Raw genomic sequence first — 15449 nt, 5'->3', positions numbered from 1 at the left:
TCTTGTGGAGCGGGCATCCTTGCCCGCCTCTGATTATATTGAGAACAGTTAATCGTACAACCATACTCTTAAAAGCGAAAGTAGCTGTTCAGTGTCAACGGGTTTAGTAATGTAATCTGAGGCGCCTGCTTCGATGCATTTTTCACGGTCGCCTTGCATGGCTTTAGCAGTAAGGGCAATAATGGGTAAAGATTTAAATTGATGATTTTGACGAATTTGACGGGTAGTTTCGTAACCATCCATTTCAGGCATCATTATATCCATAAGTATGACATTGGTATCGGGATTTTGTTGTAAAACTTCGATACCTTCTTTACCATTTTCAGCGTATATTACTTGCATACTGTATTTTTCGAGTAAACCAGTTAGGGCAAAAATATTACGAACATCGTCATCTACAATTAAAACTTTTTTATTTGTAAGAATACTGTCGCTTGATTGTAATTTTTCAAGTATTTTTTGCTGAGTAGCAGGTAGTTCGGCTTGAACTCTATGCAAGAATAATGACGTTTCGGCGAGCAGTCGTTCCGGAGAGTTTACGTCTTTAATAATGATTGTTTCTGCGATTCGCCGTAATTCAAATTCTTGTGCTTTGGTAATTTCCTTACCTGTATAAATAATAACAGGTAAGGATTCACCATTTTTTTCCTTCTTAATTAGTTCAATTAGCTCAAAGCCATCCATATCTGGCAGTCCCAAATCGAGAACCATACAATCAAAGCGTCGCGAACGAATTGAGAATAAAGCTTGTTCGGCTGTCCCTACACCAGTAATATTAACATCACCATCATCACCACCAATAAGTTCGATAATACTTTGACGCTGTATTTCGTCGTCTTCGGCAACAAGTAAATATTTCAGTGGTCGCTCTATAAATACTTTTATTCTATTTAAAGCATCGCTAATTTCTTCTCTGGTAACAGGTTTTTGTAAATATGCCATTGCACCTTGCTGTAAACTCCGCTGTTTCCCGTCTTCTACCGTCATTACATGTACAGGAATATGACGTGTGTTTACATCGTGCTTCAATCTATCCAACACCATCCAACCATCGATTCCTGGTAAATCAATATCTAATAAAATTGCTGAAGGTTTAATTTGACGTGCTTGTAATATTCCGCTATTACCATTTTGAGCAATAACACATTTAAAACCTTGCTGTTGCGCCATGTCGTATAAAATACGCGCAAAAGTTATATCATCTTCAATTATTAATAATACATGTTCGCCAGGTTGAATATTTTTTCGGTCATCAAATAGTGAAGAGTGCTGAGTGCTGAGTGCTGAGTAAGAAGTATTGAGTGCTGATTGCTGAGTAGTGAGTGCTGAGTTTGATTTGGCACTTTTATGTAACTCAGCACTCAGCACTTTCAACTCAGCACTATTCTTAGACTCAGCACTATTAATTGGAAGATATAGTGTAAATGTGCTTCCTTCACCGGGATGGCTGGATAAAGTAATTTCACCACCAAATAAGCGCGCAATTTCGCGACTGATTGATAAACCTAAACCTGTACCTCCGTGTTTACGATTAGTGCTACCATCAGCTTGTTGAAATGCTTCAAAAATTATCTTTTGCTTTTCGGGTGCTATCCCGATACCTGTATCACTGACGCTGAAAGCGATAACTGAACTAGATTGATTTAAGGTTTGATTGTTAGGACTCCAACCATGTGAAGCAAAGTTTACCGTGAGTCGTACTTCTCCTTGTTCTGTGAATTTAAAGGCATTTGCTAGTAAGTTTTTGAGAACTTGTTGTAAACGCTTTGCGTCGGTATCAATACTTGATGGGAGATTTGCCGCAAAATCAAGTATAAAGTTTAAACCTTTACTGTGGGCAAGCTGTTTAAAGGTACGTTCTAAGTAATGCTTGAGTTCGACCAATGGTAACGGGTAATAATCGAATGACATTGTGCCAGATTCGATTTTTGCTAAGTCTAATATATCATTGATTAACCCTAGCAAATCGTTTCCAGCACCGTAAATAGTACTACTATACTCTATTTGTCTCGATGTGAGATTACCTTCGCTATTTTCAGATAAAAGTTTAGCTAGAATTAGTAAGCTATTAAGAGGGGTTCGCAATTCATGTGACATGTTAGCAAGAAATTGAGATTTATATTTTGAAGAAAGCTCTAACTCACTAGCTTGTGTTTCTAATGATTGCCGTGCTTCTTCAAGTTGGTTATTTTTTGTTTCAACTTCTTGTTTTTGCAATTCTAGCAATTCGGCTTTTTTCTCTAGCTCTTTATTAAGCTCTTGTAATTCTTCATTTGACTGCTGTAATTCTTGCTGTTGTTGTTGTAAAAGTTCTTCAGATGCTTGTAGTGTTTCTGCTTGTTCTGCTAATCTTTCATTACTTTCTTGAAGTTCTTCTTGTTGGTTTTGCAGTAATTCTGCTAATGCTTGCGACTGTTTGAGCAACTCGACTGTACGAATATCTGATGCTATAGCATTTAGCACTGCACCTAAAGTCTCGCACAATTCATCTAATAGTGTTATGTGTAGTGTTTCAAATTCCTGAAACGATGCTAATTCAATTACTGCCGTAATTTCTGACTCAAATAATATTGGCAATACTATAATATTTTTTGGTTTTGCTTCACCTAACCCTGAACTAATTTGAATATAATCATCAGGAACATTTGTTAGTACTATTTTTTGCTTTTCTAAAGCACATTGTCCTACTAACCCTTCCCCTAACTGATACCTATTCGACAGATTTTTGCGTTGTTGGTATGCATAGCTACCAAGTAAAATTAGTACAGGTGGTTCACTATCAGCATCTTTAAGATATAATACACCTTGCTGGGCATTTACAAGCGGCGCCAGTTCGCTGAGGATAATTTTGGCAACAATGGGTAAATTACGCTGTCCTTGCAGCATTTGAGAAAACTTAGCTAAATTAGATTTTAACCAAGTTTGTTGTTGACTATATTCTGATTTATCGCGTAAATTAGCAACCATGCGGTTGAATGCTTTTACCAGCATACCTACTTCATCTTCACGTTTTTTATCGTGAATACTTACCGATAAATCTCCATCGGCAAGTGCAACTGTTTTATTAGAAAGTTCGCGTAAAGGATGAGAAATTTCTCGATTTAGATAAATAACAATTAAAATTAGTAGTAAAATGATAAAAGGTACACCAAGTGAAATAGCATTGAATGCTTGCTCGGTAGATTTTTTAGTATTTTGAGAACGCAAATATAACAAAGCTCTTTCATCTTTTTCAATTTCAGATATTGCACTTCTAATTTGGTTTGTAAGCTCTCGACCTTTATCTGAGGCAACTTCCTGTCTTGCAACTTCAAATCCTTGATTTTGACGTAATGAAATTCGATTTCTAATTATATCTACTCTTTGAGGTATTAATACTTCAAGCTTGCTAATAAGGCTTTGCTGCTCAGAATTATCGGATGTTAATTTACGTATTCTGATTAAGCTTTTTTCTAAACTACTTATGGCACCATCAAAAGGTTGTAAAAAACGCTGTTCACCTGTAACAATAAAAGCACGCTGCGATGCTTCTGCTGATTGTAAATGTAAGTTTAAATTTTTCAACTCACCTAGCACTTCATAGCTATGAGCTTGCCACCCAGCATTTAAAACTAAATTATTCGTAGTTTGATATGTAATAAAGCCAATCCCACTTACAACAGCTAATATTACTCCGAATCCGGCGCCAATCTTTGTACCAATTTTAATTTTTCTAAACATTGTTAAAAATTAATATATTCGCCAATTAAATAATAAAGCTAATTAAATATAATTAATTTTCATCATGCCATCGGAATAATTATTTTGTCTACTAGCCAAGGGATTAATGTCAATTCAACCGCAAGATAGATAAAAACCGGGCTTCTCGTAAGAAGCCCGGTTTCATTTTATACGCCTACTGATTGCTGAACAGGCGCCGTTTTCATTGCAGGGTCAATATTTATTCCCAACCCCTTAGCAATTCGCATACCATAAGAAACATCTGCGCGGAAGAAGTGACACAACTGCCGCATTTGAATATCTTAGCGTGCTTCGCTAAGACTATCAACAATATTTTTAACTAAACGTTCCTGTTCATCAGGAGCTTGCTCGACTTGGGCAAAGTAATTTTCGGGGTTACGGTTTAACTCTAAAATCCCCACTTCAATTAATGGATAATCTTTGTGCTTCCAAACCTTTGTAATATCAAATGGGTCATCAGGATGATTTGCCGCTTGCTCCTCGGTCATTACTTGAATGCATAGGCGCCATTTTGGATATTCACCACGTTTAATTGCTTCAAACAAATCACGAGTAGAATGGTTAGGGTCTTCACCCGGATTTCGAGTAGCTTCTTCTGCCGTAAAATTTTGAATACCTTGCAAAGTTTTAAAATGGAATTTACACCAAACCCGCTTACCTTCACCATTAATAAGGCTAAAAGTATGGCTACCAAAACCATCCATGTGTCGATTGGTCTTTGGAGTACCACGGTCAGAAAACAATATTGTTACCTGGTGTAAAGACTCTGGACTAAGTGACTAAAAATCCCATTTAGCATTCGCATCTTTAGTATGCGTTTGCGGATTACGTTTTTGAGTATGAATAAAATCAGGGAACTTAAGCGGGTCACGAATAAAGAAAACAGGTGTATTATTACCCGTCAAATCCCAGTTACCTTCCTCAGTGTAGAATTTCACAGCGAAACCTCTGGGGTCACGTTCTGCATCAGCAGAACCGCTCTCACCACCAACTGTTGAGAAACGCAGCAAAACTTCGGTTTTCTTACCAACCTCAGAAAATAACTTCGCTCTACTATATTGAGTAATATCATTTATTACCGTAAAAGTACCAAACGCAGCGGCGCCTTTAGCATGAACTACCCGCTCTGGAACCCTTTCGCGGTTGAAGTGAGCAAGCTTCTCTAATAAATGGAAATCTTGTATTACAACAGGGCCTCTTGAACCTGCCGTCAACGAATTTTGGTTGTCCGAAACAGGAATACCACTAGCAGTAGTCAACGTGTTATGGTCTGTCATCGCGCTTATCTATAGTCGTTATGAGTTTGTTTAGCAACTACTGAGAAAGATTGCAACAAATCGTTACTTTGAGGAGTGAATAAAACAAGTGTACTATGAATGTAAGTAGCTCGATAAACTCTGAGATTAAAAAATTAATATAGAATTATGACGAGCAATTAGCATACTCACGTATGTTGTTATTAGTTCGTTTGACCGTTACTTGGGCATTTGTGGTGAAACCTGCAGTGAATAACTTACATTATTTGTACTATAAAGTCTTGTCTTTTGTTAATATAGTAGGAAACCATAATAGAACGTGCTGATTATGTCATTAGCATCCACTGGTCAACCATTAATAATTCGTACAGAACGTGGGTTAAGTATAGCGGGCAGTCGTATTACTATCTACGATGTTATGGATTTTCTGAAAGCTAGTTACCCACCAAAATTAATTCGTGATAAGTTTGATCTTACAGACGAACAAATTAACGCAGCTATGTCTTATATTTCGGCAAATTCTACTCAGCTAGAAGCTGAATATCAAGAAGTTCTACAAACTAGAGAAGAAATTCGTCAATATTGGGAAGAAAAAAATCACGAACACTTTGCTCGAATTGCTAGTACACTTCATAAACCTGGAACTGAAGCCCTCTGGGCAAAACTAGAAAAGCAAAAAGCCGAACGGAATTTTGGACGAGTATGATTTTTCTGGTTGATTATAATCTCGACGGGTATGCTCTTGTTTTTCTTGGCATCTTAACGAAGTTGGGTTGGCTTGAATTAGTACTTATACGTTTTGTTACTTTTAGAGAAGTTGGTTTATTGATGAATAGTAGCGACCGCATTGTCTGGCGTTACGCTCAGTCAAACGGTATGATAATACTCACAGCAAACCGAAATATGAAGGGCGATGATTCACTTGAACAGGTAATGCGTGAGGAAAATACAGAAGACTCGTTTCCTGTGGTAACAATTAGCGACCTTACCCGTCTTGATGAGTTCGACTATCGAGAACGATGTGTTGACCGTTTAATTGAAATTGCATTAGACATTGAAAATTATATGGGTGTCGGTCGGCTTTTCATTCCATGATGTTGTTACATACTACACACGGGTTAAAACTTTACTTTTAAAGCAAGTGAAAATCTTTCAGATGCGCGCGAAAGCGGGAAAACTGCGCCCTTCGTGCCCGACTCATGACAAAAGTCTAGATTTTACCCGTTCAAAGTATAAAAGCCATTCTGCCTTGAGCATTGCAAAAAGTTGATAAGCACTTTCCTCTCTGTGGACTCTGTGTCTCTGTGGTCAAAATATTTACTTCTGATAGTGAGTAGACGGGCAAGGATGCCCGTTCCACAAGAAGTTTCTATAAGAAACAACTTTTTACAAGAAAGTATTAAGACTAAAGTGTTAGGGTTGTGGTTTTGGTTTTGAGCGCTGTTGCTGATAGAGTTTTGTTACATTTTTAACAAAATCAGCGGTGAATCCACTGTTGCAGCCTGTGTAGTTACCAGTCATCCACCAGCAGGCTACACTGCCTACAGCGGCGGTTTCGTTGTTGGGAATGGCGCGAAACTGTTTGGTTAATTCACGGTTAATTACGCATGATACTACTTGACGTGCGGTTGCTGGGTCATTTTGAAATTGTGCTGGTGTTAATTCTTTTTTCAAACAATTTTTTGTCCATAGTTTAACGGTTCCTGGCTTTACTTGCCAATCGCTATATAATCCGTCATTTGGGGTATTTTTAGGCGCCGAAATTCGTAGTGCTTCAACCATTGCAGCTACTTGAGATTCTGAGACTTTTGGCTGTTGTGCTAATGCTGGAAGCGAAGATAATCCAAGAGTGATTATCATTCCACTAACTAGTACTCGCATAAGTGTTATTTGTCCTGAACTCTACATAGTGCATTTTATCCTCATGCGGACAAAGATGTTTTGATTGTGCCAAATCTACGGTCACGTTTTTGGTAACTTAGTAAAGCTTGATGAAAAGCTGTTCTATCAAAGTCGGGGAAGAGTACATCTGTAAAATACATTTCTGTATAAGCCATTTGCCAGAGTAAGAAGTTACTCAACCGCATTTCACCGCTAGTACGAATTAGTAAATCGGGTTCTAGTGAATTTGTTGTGTATAGCTTAAGCGAAAATAACTGTTCGTTTATATCTGATGCGTCAAGTTTGCCTGTTTGTACAAGCTCTCCTATTTGACGACATGCGTTAATTATTTCATCGCGCCCACCATAGTTAACGGCGATATTGAATTGAAGCGTTTGATTGTGCTGTGTTTTTTCAGTGGCAAGGTCAATAAGTTGAACAAGTGACTGAGGTAAAGCTGATAAATCACCAATAAATCTAATTTGCACACCTTCTGAGTGCATTGCGTCTAACTCTTTTTTCAATGCACGCTCAAACAACCGCATCAAAAATTCAACTTCCTCGAACGGTCTACCCCAATTTTCTGTAGAGAAAGCATATACAGTTAATGCTTTAATTCCCCAATCTTTACAGCACCGTAGTATATCTTTCAACATCCTTACACCTTGGCGATGTCCTGCAATACGTGGTAGTCCACGCTTTTTTGCCCAGCGACCGTTTCCATCCATGATTAAAGCGACATGTTGGGGTAAACGCTGTGAGTCTAAATCGATAGGTAATTGAGTAATGGTGTTATTCATAGGGTTTATATCTAATTAGTGAGCGTCCATTCCAAATAATTCGTTCAAGTACTGTGGTGTCAGGGTGTTATTCCATTTCAATAGCCGGAATATTGTATAAATAGACACTAAAATCAAAGTGATTTTATTATTTAGCGTCCACGCTTCCCATTTGAGCGCTTTCATCATACGGCTGAGGGTGCGGAATAAATTGTTACGCACTTCACTTTGACGACGAGTTTTGATGAAGATACTGATAACTCTCTGTAAAGATGTATTGGGGTATACCCAAACTCCAAAACCCCAAAACTTTGTCATGTGGTTAATTTCGTCTATAGCAAGCTGTTCAAGTACAGAATATAAGGCGCCTGTTGTATGTGCCATCATCCATATATATAAACAGGTGGCGCCGTATTCAGTTGCAACTCGGTGTAACCCGTGACGATATAAATCTTCGTGTGGGTTGTCGGTTGGTAGATAACCTCGAACCGTTCGTAAAGTCGGTGTTATTTTTTCGCCTGTAAGTTGGTGATAGATTTTTTGTAGTGCTGGAGTGTGTTGACGTTCTTCTTTTTCCCACAGTCCAAGTTCTATTAATTCGTTGTATTCATTAACTTTACCTCCAACAAATCTAGCTAGAGATGGATGTAAAGTTTGCAAGTATTGACGGCTTGTTTGTGTGTATCCTCGAATAGGCGCCTCGGTATCTAGACTACCTTTGAGGATTGCTAAGAATACGTCAATATCTATACCAATTATTTGGTCACGGTTTATTGCTTGCCAGTCAATTTGTTTCCAAGGACGTGATTGAGGATTGGTAAATTGTACTGGTAAGTCTTGTAAGCGTTCGTTTAATTGGTCGAGTGTAAGATAATTGTTGAGTAACGCGCGAATTCGGCGTTGAATTTGCCAGAAGTTAGATTTTTGATTGGTTTGTAATAAATTTAGGGTGTTAAGCATGGTTTTATTTAAATGTGACGGGTTAGTTTGCAACGGATACAACGGATGTAACGGATAGGTAGTTTTAAATTGCTAAATTCTGTTCGCAAACAATAACTTACATCTTGCAGCATTCTCAACAAGCCAAAAGAAACCGGGCTTCTTTACGATAAATTAGGGTTTCTAGTGATATTTTTGTCAAGAAGCCCGGTTTCTAACCCTGGTGCAAGATGTGAGATAACTTATCCGTTACATCCTAGAATCATCCGTTGCCAATATTATTGCGACCGTTACCACAGCTTAATTGGCGCCAGCTATTTTTGTCAGTCGGAGAAAGTCGGAGAAAAAGTAGGATTTACAGAATCTTGTTAAAAATTCCTGAATTTACAGCTTAAACTGGGACTAATGAGCATATCTATATAGTCAGCAAAGTGAGGCGATGAACGCTGAAGCAGTTTTGGCATGGTTAGATACTTTTGTTCCAGCGCACACCGGAGAAACTTTGAGCGAACTGGAAAGAATTATTCTTCAGCAAGTTTGGTTGGGTAGAAAGTATTTAGAGATAGCAAATCAATACGGATGTACGGAAGGACATGCTAAAGATGTTGGTTCGCAGTTGTGGAAGTTGCTATCAAAAGCACTCAAACAGAAAATTACTAAGGGTAACTGTCGTTCAATTTTAGAACGGTGTTGTCGTAAAGCTGCTACTATATCTGGTTTCCGACCTGTTTGTGTTGCTGTGGCGCCTGTAGAAAATAATATAGATATTGGAAATATTAACTTTCTAGGAAGGGGAGAAGCAATAACGCACCTGCACACGCTTAAAAATCAGGGTGCAAAAGTCATAGTCATTCAAGGTGAAGGTGGTTTAGGCAAAACAACTCTCGCTACTGAGTACCTGCATGGTGAGTTTGATTTGGTGCTAGAACTTTTGATGGCGAAAGAAACGCAGAATATTACAGCAGCAGAACATGTAGTTGAAGAATGGCTCAAACAAGACTTTAATGAAGAACCAGGTGTAGAATTTGGCGTATCGCTTTTAAGATTAAAGCGTCAATTACACGGACGTAAAATTGGTGTATTAATAGACAATATAGAATCAGCACTTGATGGACAAGGTAGATTTATTGAGGCACACAGAAATTATGTTGAGCTATTAAGAGTATTGAGTGATACGCGCGTAGAATCTATTACTTTAGTAACGAGTCGCGACAGGTTATGTGAACCAAGTTTAAACGTCGAACATTACCGTCTTCCAGGTTTAGAAAAACCCGCATGGCTACAATTTTTTCAGAACCGAGGAGTAGAAATAGACTTACCAACCTTAGAAGACATGCAGCGCGCCTATGGTGGAAATGCCAAAGCAATGGGTATACTCTGCGGTACAATTCAAGAAGACTTTGCAGGTAACATGGCAAAGTATTGGCAAGAAAACCGCGCAGACCCCCTTGCTGTCATAGATTTGAAGAATTTAACAGTCAGTCAAATTAACCGTTTACAATCTCTTGATTTATCAGCTTATCGTTTATTATGTCGTTTAGGCTGCTATCGCTATCAAGACGTAGCAAAAATTTCCACCTCTGGACTTTATAGTTTACTTTGGGATATACCAGCAACAGAACACCGTCAAATAATCACTTCATTAAGAAACCGTTCATTAATAGAATGTCATCAAGGAGAATATTGGTTACATCCAGTAATTCGTGCAGAAGCTATATCACGCTTACGTGCAAGTACAGACTGGGAAATAACCAACCAAAAAGCAGCAGAATTTTGGACAGACAGCATACAGCAAATAACAGCATTCAAAGATGCCATACAAGCATTAGAAGCTTACTATCACTACATTGAAATCAACCAATTTGAGCTAGCAGGCAAAGTCATTCTCAAAAGCAGAAACAATCAATGGCGCCAATATTTACCATTAGGCAGTACATTATACAGAATCGGCTACATACAACCCCTAATTTCCCTAATTAATCAAATTATCCAAAACATTAATATTGCAAACTGTCATTCCGAGCGCAAAACCTGTCATTCTGAGCGCAGCGAAGAATCTTACAACCTCAGCGAACTTTACAACATCCTAGGAGACCTATACTGGATAACAGGAAAAATCAACTTAGCAATTACGTGCCAACAAGAAACCATACAACAAGCAACGCAAAACCTCAAATCACTAATACCCCAACAAGAAAACAAACACAAAGCATACTACCTACGAATGCTAGAAGTTGATTCACTATTAAGTATCGGGTTATATCAACTCGACTTATGGGAACTCGAAGCATCATCACAACTATTCCAACAAGTTATAGACAAAGCGCAAAACACCGACCATCATCGCTGGGCAGAAAAAGCATCAGTTTGTCTAGCATTAGTAAATTCATACTCAGGATATTACGAAAAAGCACGTGCAGCAATATCAGCATCTCAAATCATCACCCAAGAACTAAACGAAAATACAGGAAGACACGCATACTTTATTCAAATGCTTGGTCAAACATATCTAAACTTAGGTGATTATGCTCAAGCCAACCAAATGTTTACCACCGCATTAAACTTTGCCGAAAAAAGCCATTACACACAAGTCCAAGCAAAATCCCTAAGTGGGTTAGCACAAATATACCATCACAAATCACAATTTGAACTCGCGCTTACACACCACGAACAAGCAATAGAATTATTAGAAAAAATCGGCGCCAAGTGTGATTTAGCCGTTACTTACTTTCAACTAGGTCTAACGTACCAAAAGCTGCAATTACCAACAAGTAAAGAAGCTTTTGACCTAGCGATTGAGATATTTACACAAATGCAGGCGCCGAAACAAGTAGAACGAGTTTCAAAATTTCAAAAAGCAATTTTACGAAATTGAATTAGCAGCTTTGTATCTATAAATATAATCTTACAAGCACAGTAAACAATATGTTAAACCTCAAAAATAACGCTAAATATTTCGTTTTACTACCAGTTATTAGTGCAACTTTATTCGCTGGACTAGCAAATGCAGAAACAATAAAAACAAAGAACTTTAGTGTAAAAATTACAAGAAACTGTGCTGAAGGGAATGTGACTTGTAATAAGCTAACATACGTAGGCAAAGATTTAAAGACAGGTAAATCAATTCGTTTAAATGGCAAAACAATTCATACAAAAGGCGCCGATGGTCGTACACCAGGTCGTTTCCTTGGCTACGAATTCCGCAACAGTCAATATCTCTACCGAGTCACAGCAGACAATAAACTACAAGTTTTTAAAAGCGGAAAATTAATACTTCAAGAACAAGGAACCTTAGTAGATTAATTTTTAAACATAATAACATGATGTAGGTTGGGTTGCGCTGTCGCGCAACCCAACATTCTTTTTATATATTGGGTTATATATGGAAAATTGCAGGTTAAAAATTAGTTAATGATAATTATGCTAGCATTAAATTAAATTATATAAATTTTTGTAAAGAAAAAGTTACCATAAACTTATATTTTTAAGACAATAAATTGCATAAAAAGTTTTATTAGAGGCAAAAGTGTTTTATTATTTGCAATAACTGATGGTAAAAGCAAAGCGTAAAAAGAGAGTAATAAAGTGAAAAGAGAGCCTCCAAAATATTATAAGGTATTGATTGTTTTTGTTTGCACATTGTTTTTTGTCTTTTCCAGTCAGGTAGTCATTGCATGGAGCAATAGCAATCCGGAGGGTGGAAGAGGACGGAATGTAGACTTGATTGTAGGTGGCGATTACGTCGTGACTATGAACGATGCACAATCTGTTATCAAGAATGGTGCAGTTGCAATCAAGAACGGTAAAATTATTGCGGTAGACAAAATAGGCAAAATTCAGTCATCTTACAAAGCTAACAGAATGATTCCAGGCGAGGGCATGGTGCTAATGCCCGGTCTTGTCAACGGTCATTCTCATTCGGCAATGGTACTGTTTCGCGGTCTAGCAGATGATTTAGCGTTGCAAGATTGGCTTCAAAATTATATCTTTCCTGCGGAAGCAAAGTTTGTTGACGATAATTTTGTTCGCGTCGGTGAACAGTTAGCTTGTTGGGAGATGATACGGGGTGGAACAACGACTTTTGTTGATATGTACTTTAAACCAGATGTTGCTAGTCAAGTGGTGAATGAATGCGGTTTGCGCGCCATTATTGCACCATCGTCAATAGATTTTCCTAGCCCTGGTTTTCAAGGATGGGATGATGCGTTTGCCGCAGCTGTAGATTTTGTAAAACGCTCGAAGGGCAAGAACCCACGTATTATACCAGCCATTGCTGCACATGCTCCCTATACCGTCTCGCCAGAGAATTTAAAGCAGGCTATTGAGGCTGCACGTCAATACGATGTCCCTCTGACAATTCACCTAGCAGAGACAAAAACCGAAGTAGAAGATGTTCAAAAGCGCTATAACGCGACCCCAGTGCAACACTTAGAAAATCTCGGCTTCTTAGAACCGCGTGTTTTTGCCGCGCACGTAGTATGGCCTAACGAAAGTGAAATAGCCTTGATGGCGAAACGTGGTATTGGTGTTATCCACAATCCTGACTCGAATTTAAAACTAGCTTCTGCCTTTGCGCCAATTCCAGCGATGTTGAAAGCGGGAATAAAAGTTGGTCTGGGTACGGATGGAGCTGCCTCAAACAACGTTCTTGATATGTGGAAAGCAATTCGTCTCACTGCCCTCATCCATAAAGGCACAACTCTTGATCCCACTGCTGTACCAGCTAACACTGTGTTGCGTATGGCAACAGTTGGTGGTGCAGAAGCACTCGGCTTGGCAGATAAAATTGGTGCTATTAAGGTGGGGCTTCAAGCAGATTTGATTCAAGTTGAGCTTAACGAACCACATTTAATCCCTATTTACAATATAATCTCCCATCTAGTTTACGCAGCAAATGCCCAAGATGTTGATACTGTTATCGTGGATGGAAAAGTTCTCATGCAAAAACGTAAGATGCTGACCCTTGATCCAGAGCGGATTCGTCTTGAAGCTACTTCCATTGCTGATAGAATCGACGCTGAGTTACGACCTAATAAAGACGCTCAATTGTAACAACTCCATACACTAATTTTCGAGGCGCCTCTTTTAACGAGCTTGAAGAGCGCCTTTCTGCATTAACTCCGAACATCACAAACTGTATTGACAATTAAATACAGTTATAATACAAATGTGTTTTAAAAAACTTAACCCGCCTAGTCATTGGCGGGTTTTTTCTTTAGGGTCTCTAAAAGAGAGTTATGAATTTGCCTAAGATGCTCATTTTCTTCTCTTAGGCGGCGAACTCCCCCAGCGCTTGCTCGTACTGCTGGAATTTCTGATTATGCTTTTCAAGAACTTCCTGCATTTTTTGAACTTGTAATTTTAGCTCGTCTATTTCCTGAAGTTTTTGGGACTGACCAGGAGTAGCAATGTACACATCTATCATTTCCAGGATTATGTCAGTAATGCTTCTGCCCTCGCTGTCAGCCTTGCTTTTGAAAACCTCTTTCTTGTCTTCGGGTATTGCAATTGATACAAAGGTTCTTTTTTTTGCACTCATCGTTATCTACTACCTAACTTGATTACTTCTATTTTATTTCACCTGTATTGATCATTGTATTTGGTATTGTATTGACATGTATTGATTATGCGATACAATAAATACAGTTGCCTTAATTCCCCAATTTGGCTGTAAGTCAACTATAAGCATGGATGTAGGGCGCATTCGAGAAGAGTAAAACATACGTGTTAAGGAATTAGTGAGGGGTGTAGGTAAGGATGCCAACTTCTGAACAGTTAAAAATCTATTTTAATCGGACTATATATCTGACTAAAATGTATGTACCGATAAATTTAGGAACTTTTGACCCGCGTACAGGTAATGTAATTATCCTGGCAGGGCAAGAAATAGAAATTGAGATTTACCCCAACGGACACTGGAGATTTCTATGAGCAAACCAGACTTCGCAACAATGACCCGCCCAGAGCTTCGGCAATACATCCTTGAACACAGGGAGGATGACGAAGCTGTATCAATTTATGCAGAAAGATTTCGTGACCCAAACGCTAAGGTATACCTGCCGGAGCAAGGGTTTGATGACCCCGAAGTTGCAACAGCACTCCGCGAACGGTTGGAACGGCAGCGTAATCAAGCTTGATATCAAATTCAAATTACCGAGGCTCGCGCGCGCTACGAGTTTTGGTATTGGTACTTTCTTTGGGGGCAATTGCCAACGCACTTAACGTCGCAATTGGTACCCCTCCCCGTAGCTTGTCAAGCTGTTCTAAGTGAAATTATTCGTCGAGAAAAACTACTCAGCTAAATAATCTAGAACATGAAGCGTTAAATAGGCGCCTTTTGTAACAAGCATGGACGGTGCCTTTCTTCTTTCTTATAAAGATTACACAGCGCGCTCACCGTAGGTAATAATGTCGCACTATTCGGTAATTATATGACAGGCGCCTGTTTCAAATGGAGTTAGTGATAATGTCAGAGAAAATTGATAATTGGTTTAACACTGCTTTCAACCCTAACCCCACAGGAGAGTTAACAATTACTGTACCAGAATCTGTAATTGACTCTTATGCTACCGTTATTGTTATTAATATTACAGATGATTAAGTAAGTCGGCGCCTGTTATATATTTTACTACTCTTGTGACATGTCTTGTGGAACGGGCATCCCTGCCCGTCCCAAATGCAAAATTATTTATTAACTATAATTTTTGCAATAACAAACAATTATGCTGATGTTTATAAGGAATTATTTCACAACGTTGAACTATTTATGCAAACATTTCCATTATGTTCAACCAATTCGCATATCCTTTGATTGGTCTGTACATGGATTCACCCTAATTAATGTTTGCTGGTA

At 38.5% G+C, this 15449-nt stretch carries 15 protein-coding genes and 1 pseudogene; 9 read left to right on the top strand and 7 right to left on the bottom strand.

What is annotated here, in order from left to right; genetic code table 11:
- Positions 1-48 precede the first annotated feature (48 nt).
- The 3 genes and pseudogenes from DSM106972_RS03950 to DSM106972_RS52435 form a co-directional block, all read right to left on the bottom strand.
- Positions 49-3720, bottom strand: a complete 3672-nt coding sequence (locus tag DSM106972_RS03950) for a response regulator (protein WP_127078993.1) — start codon at positions 3718-3720, stop codon at positions 49-51.
- Between the two features lie 167 nt (positions 3721-3887).
- Positions 3888-4013, bottom strand: a complete 126-nt coding sequence (locus DSM106972_RS54745) for a hypothetical protein (RefSeq protein WP_267901050.1) — start codon at positions 4011-4013, stop codon at positions 3888-3890.
- Positions 4014-4022: 9 nt separating this feature from the next.
- Positions 4023-5018 (bottom strand): annotated as a pseudogene (locus DSM106972_RS52435) (catalase).
- A gap of 307 nt (positions 5019-5325) precedes the next feature.
- Between DSM106972_RS52435 and DSM106972_RS03935 the strand changes: the two are divergent.
- Together DSM106972_RS03935 and DSM106972_RS03930 are read left to right on the top strand one after the other, a co-directional pair.
- Positions 5326-5703, top strand: coding sequence for a DUF433 domain-containing protein (locus DSM106972_RS03935; protein WP_127078989.1), 378 nt, complete (start codon positions 5326-5328; stop codon positions 5701-5703).
- Positions 5700-6092, top strand: a complete 393-nt coding sequence (locus tag DSM106972_RS03930) for a DUF5615 family PIN-like protein (protein ID WP_127078987.1) — start codon at positions 5700-5702, stop codon at positions 6090-6092. Before DSM106972_RS03935 ends, DSM106972_RS03930 begins: the two co-directional genes overlap by 4 nt.
- 318 nt (positions 6093-6410) lie before the next feature.
- Here the strand turns inward: DSM106972_RS03930 and DSM106972_RS03925 are convergent, their stop codons facing one another.
- From DSM106972_RS03925 to DSM106972_RS03915, 3 genes are read right to left on the bottom strand one after another with little or no spacing between them, the layout of a single operon-like run.
- Positions 6411-6878: a hypothetical protein gene (locus DSM106972_RS03925; protein ID WP_127078985.1), complete on the bottom strand. Its 468-nt coding sequence runs from the start codon at positions 6876-6878 to the stop codon at positions 6411-6413.
- A 41-nt stretch (positions 6879-6919) separates the two neighbouring features.
- Complete coding sequence (uppS, locus tag DSM106972_RS03920) at positions 6920-7678, bottom strand: undecaprenyl pyrophosphate synthase (protein ID WP_127078983.1); 759 nt, start codon at positions 7676-7678, stop codon at positions 6920-6922.
- A 15-nt stretch (positions 7679-7693) separates the two neighbouring features.
- Positions 7694-8617 carry a ferritin-like domain-containing protein gene (locus DSM106972_RS03915; RefSeq protein ID WP_127078981.1) on the bottom strand — a complete coding sequence of 308 codons (924 nt, stop codon included), beginning with the start codon at positions 8615-8617 and terminating at the stop codon, positions 7694-7696.
- 174 nt (positions 8618-8791) lie between these two features.
- On the opposite strand from DSM106972_RS03915, the gene DSM106972_RS51145 reads away from it, so the two are divergent.
- From DSM106972_RS51145 to DSM106972_RS03900, 4 genes are all read left to right on the top strand, one after another.
- Complete coding sequence (locus tag DSM106972_RS51145; protein ID WP_158632761.1) at positions 8792-8968, top strand: hypothetical protein; 177 nt, start codon at positions 8792-8794, stop codon at positions 8966-8968.
- Positions 8969-9035: 67 nt separating this feature from the next.
- Positions 9036-11471 (top strand): helix-turn-helix domain-containing protein, encoded by a 2436-nt coding sequence (locus DSM106972_RS03910; protein ID WP_127078979.1) that lies wholly within the window; start codon positions 9036-9038, stop codon positions 11469-11471.
- 50 nt (positions 11472-11521) lie between these two features.
- Entirely contained in the window at positions 11522-11899 is a 378-nt protein-coding gene (locus DSM106972_RS03905) for a hypothetical protein (protein ID WP_127078977.1), read from the top strand.
- 282 nt (positions 11900-12181) lie between these two features.
- Positions 12182-13648 (top strand): amidohydrolase, encoded by a 1467-nt coding sequence (locus DSM106972_RS03900; RefSeq protein WP_233787863.1) that lies wholly within the window; start codon positions 12182-12184, stop codon positions 13646-13648.
- A gap of 217 nt (positions 13649-13865) precedes the next feature.
- Here the strand turns inward: DSM106972_RS03900 and DSM106972_RS03895 are convergent, their stop codons facing one another.
- Positions 13866-14135: a hypothetical protein gene (locus DSM106972_RS03895; RefSeq protein WP_127078975.1), complete on the bottom strand. Its 270-nt coding sequence runs from the start codon at positions 14133-14135 to the stop codon at positions 13866-13868.
- 218 nt (positions 14136-14353) lie between these two features.
- On the opposite strand from DSM106972_RS03895, the gene DSM106972_RS52105 reads away from it, so the two are divergent.
- The 3 genes from DSM106972_RS52105 to DSM106972_RS54740 all read left to right on the top strand — a co-directional run bounded on the left by DSM106972_RS52105 (position 14354) and on the right by DSM106972_RS54740 (position 15197).
- On the top strand, positions 14354-14527 hold the full coding sequence (locus DSM106972_RS52105) for a DUF6888 family protein (RefSeq protein WP_170213544.1): 174 nt from the start codon (positions 14354-14356) through the stop codon (positions 14525-14527).
- A complete protein-coding gene (locus DSM106972_RS03890) occupies positions 14524-14733 on the top strand; it encodes a DUF6887 family protein (protein WP_019488228.1) in 210 nt (69 codons plus the stop codon). Before DSM106972_RS52105 ends, DSM106972_RS03890 begins: the two co-directional genes overlap by 4 nt.
- Before the next feature lie 329 nt (positions 14734-15062).
- Positions 15063-15197, top strand: a complete 135-nt coding sequence (locus DSM106972_RS54740) for a hypothetical protein (protein ID WP_267901049.1) — start codon at positions 15063-15065, stop codon at positions 15195-15197.
- Positions 15198-15449 lie beyond the last annotated feature (252 nt).

The sequence above is a fragment of the Dulcicalothrix desertica PCC 7102 genome (assembly GCF_003991905.1).
GTDB classification, from domain to species: Bacteria; Cyanobacteriota; Cyanobacteriia; order Cyanobacteriales; family Nostocaceae; genus Dulcicalothrix; species Dulcicalothrix desertica.
The sequence above is the reverse complement of the archived record's forward strand: the minus strand, read 5'-3'. Positions and strand labels throughout refer to the sequence as shown.

Coding starts and splice junctions, on each gene's coding strand:
- DSM106972_RS03910 (WP_127078979.1), top strand. CDS start 9,036: ATGAACGCTGAAGCAGTTTTGGCATGGTTAGATACTTTTGTTCCAGCG.
- DSM106972_RS03935 (WP_127078989.1), top strand. CDS start 5,326: ATGTCATTAGCATCCACTGGTCAACCATTAATAATTCGTACAGAACGT.
- DSM106972_RS03925 (WP_127078985.1), bottom strand. CDS start 6,878: ATGCGAGTACTAGTTAGTGGAATGATAATCACTCTTGGATTATCTTCG.
- DSM106972_RS03890 (WP_019488228.1), top strand. CDS start 14,524: ATGAGCAAACCAGACTTCGCAACAATGACCCGCCCAGAGCTTCGGCAA.
- DSM106972_RS03930 (WP_127078987.1), top strand. CDS start 5,700: ATGATTTTTCTGGTTGATTATAATCTCGACGGGTATGCTCTTGTTTTT.
- DSM106972_RS03905 (WP_127078977.1), top strand. CDS start 11,522: ATGTTAAACCTCAAAAATAACGCTAAATATTTCGTTTTACTACCAGTT.
- DSM106972_RS54745 (WP_267901050.1), bottom strand. CDS start 4,013: ATGCGGCAGTTGTGTCACTTCTTCCGCGCAGATGTTTCTTATGGTATG.
- DSM106972_RS52105 (WP_170213544.1), top strand. CDS start 14,354: ATGCCAACTTCTGAACAGTTAAAAATCTATTTTAATCGGACTATATAT.
- uppS (WP_127078983.1), bottom strand. CDS start 7,678: ATGAATAACACCATTACTCAATTACCTATCGATTTAGACTCACAGCGT.
- DSM106972_RS54740 (WP_267901049.1), top strand. CDS start 15,063: ATGTCAGAGAAAATTGATAATTGGTTTAACACTGCTTTCAACCCTAAC.
- DSM106972_RS03950 (WP_127078993.1), bottom strand. CDS start 3,720: ATGTTTAGAAAAATTAAAATTGGTACAAAGATTGGCGCCGGATTCGGA.
- DSM106972_RS03895 (WP_127078975.1), bottom strand. CDS start 14,135: ATGAGTGCAAAAAAAAGAACCTTTGTATCAATTGCAATACCCGAAGAC.
- DSM106972_RS03915 (WP_127078981.1), bottom strand. CDS start 8,617: ATGCTTAACACCCTAAATTTATTACAAACCAATCAAAAATCTAACTTC.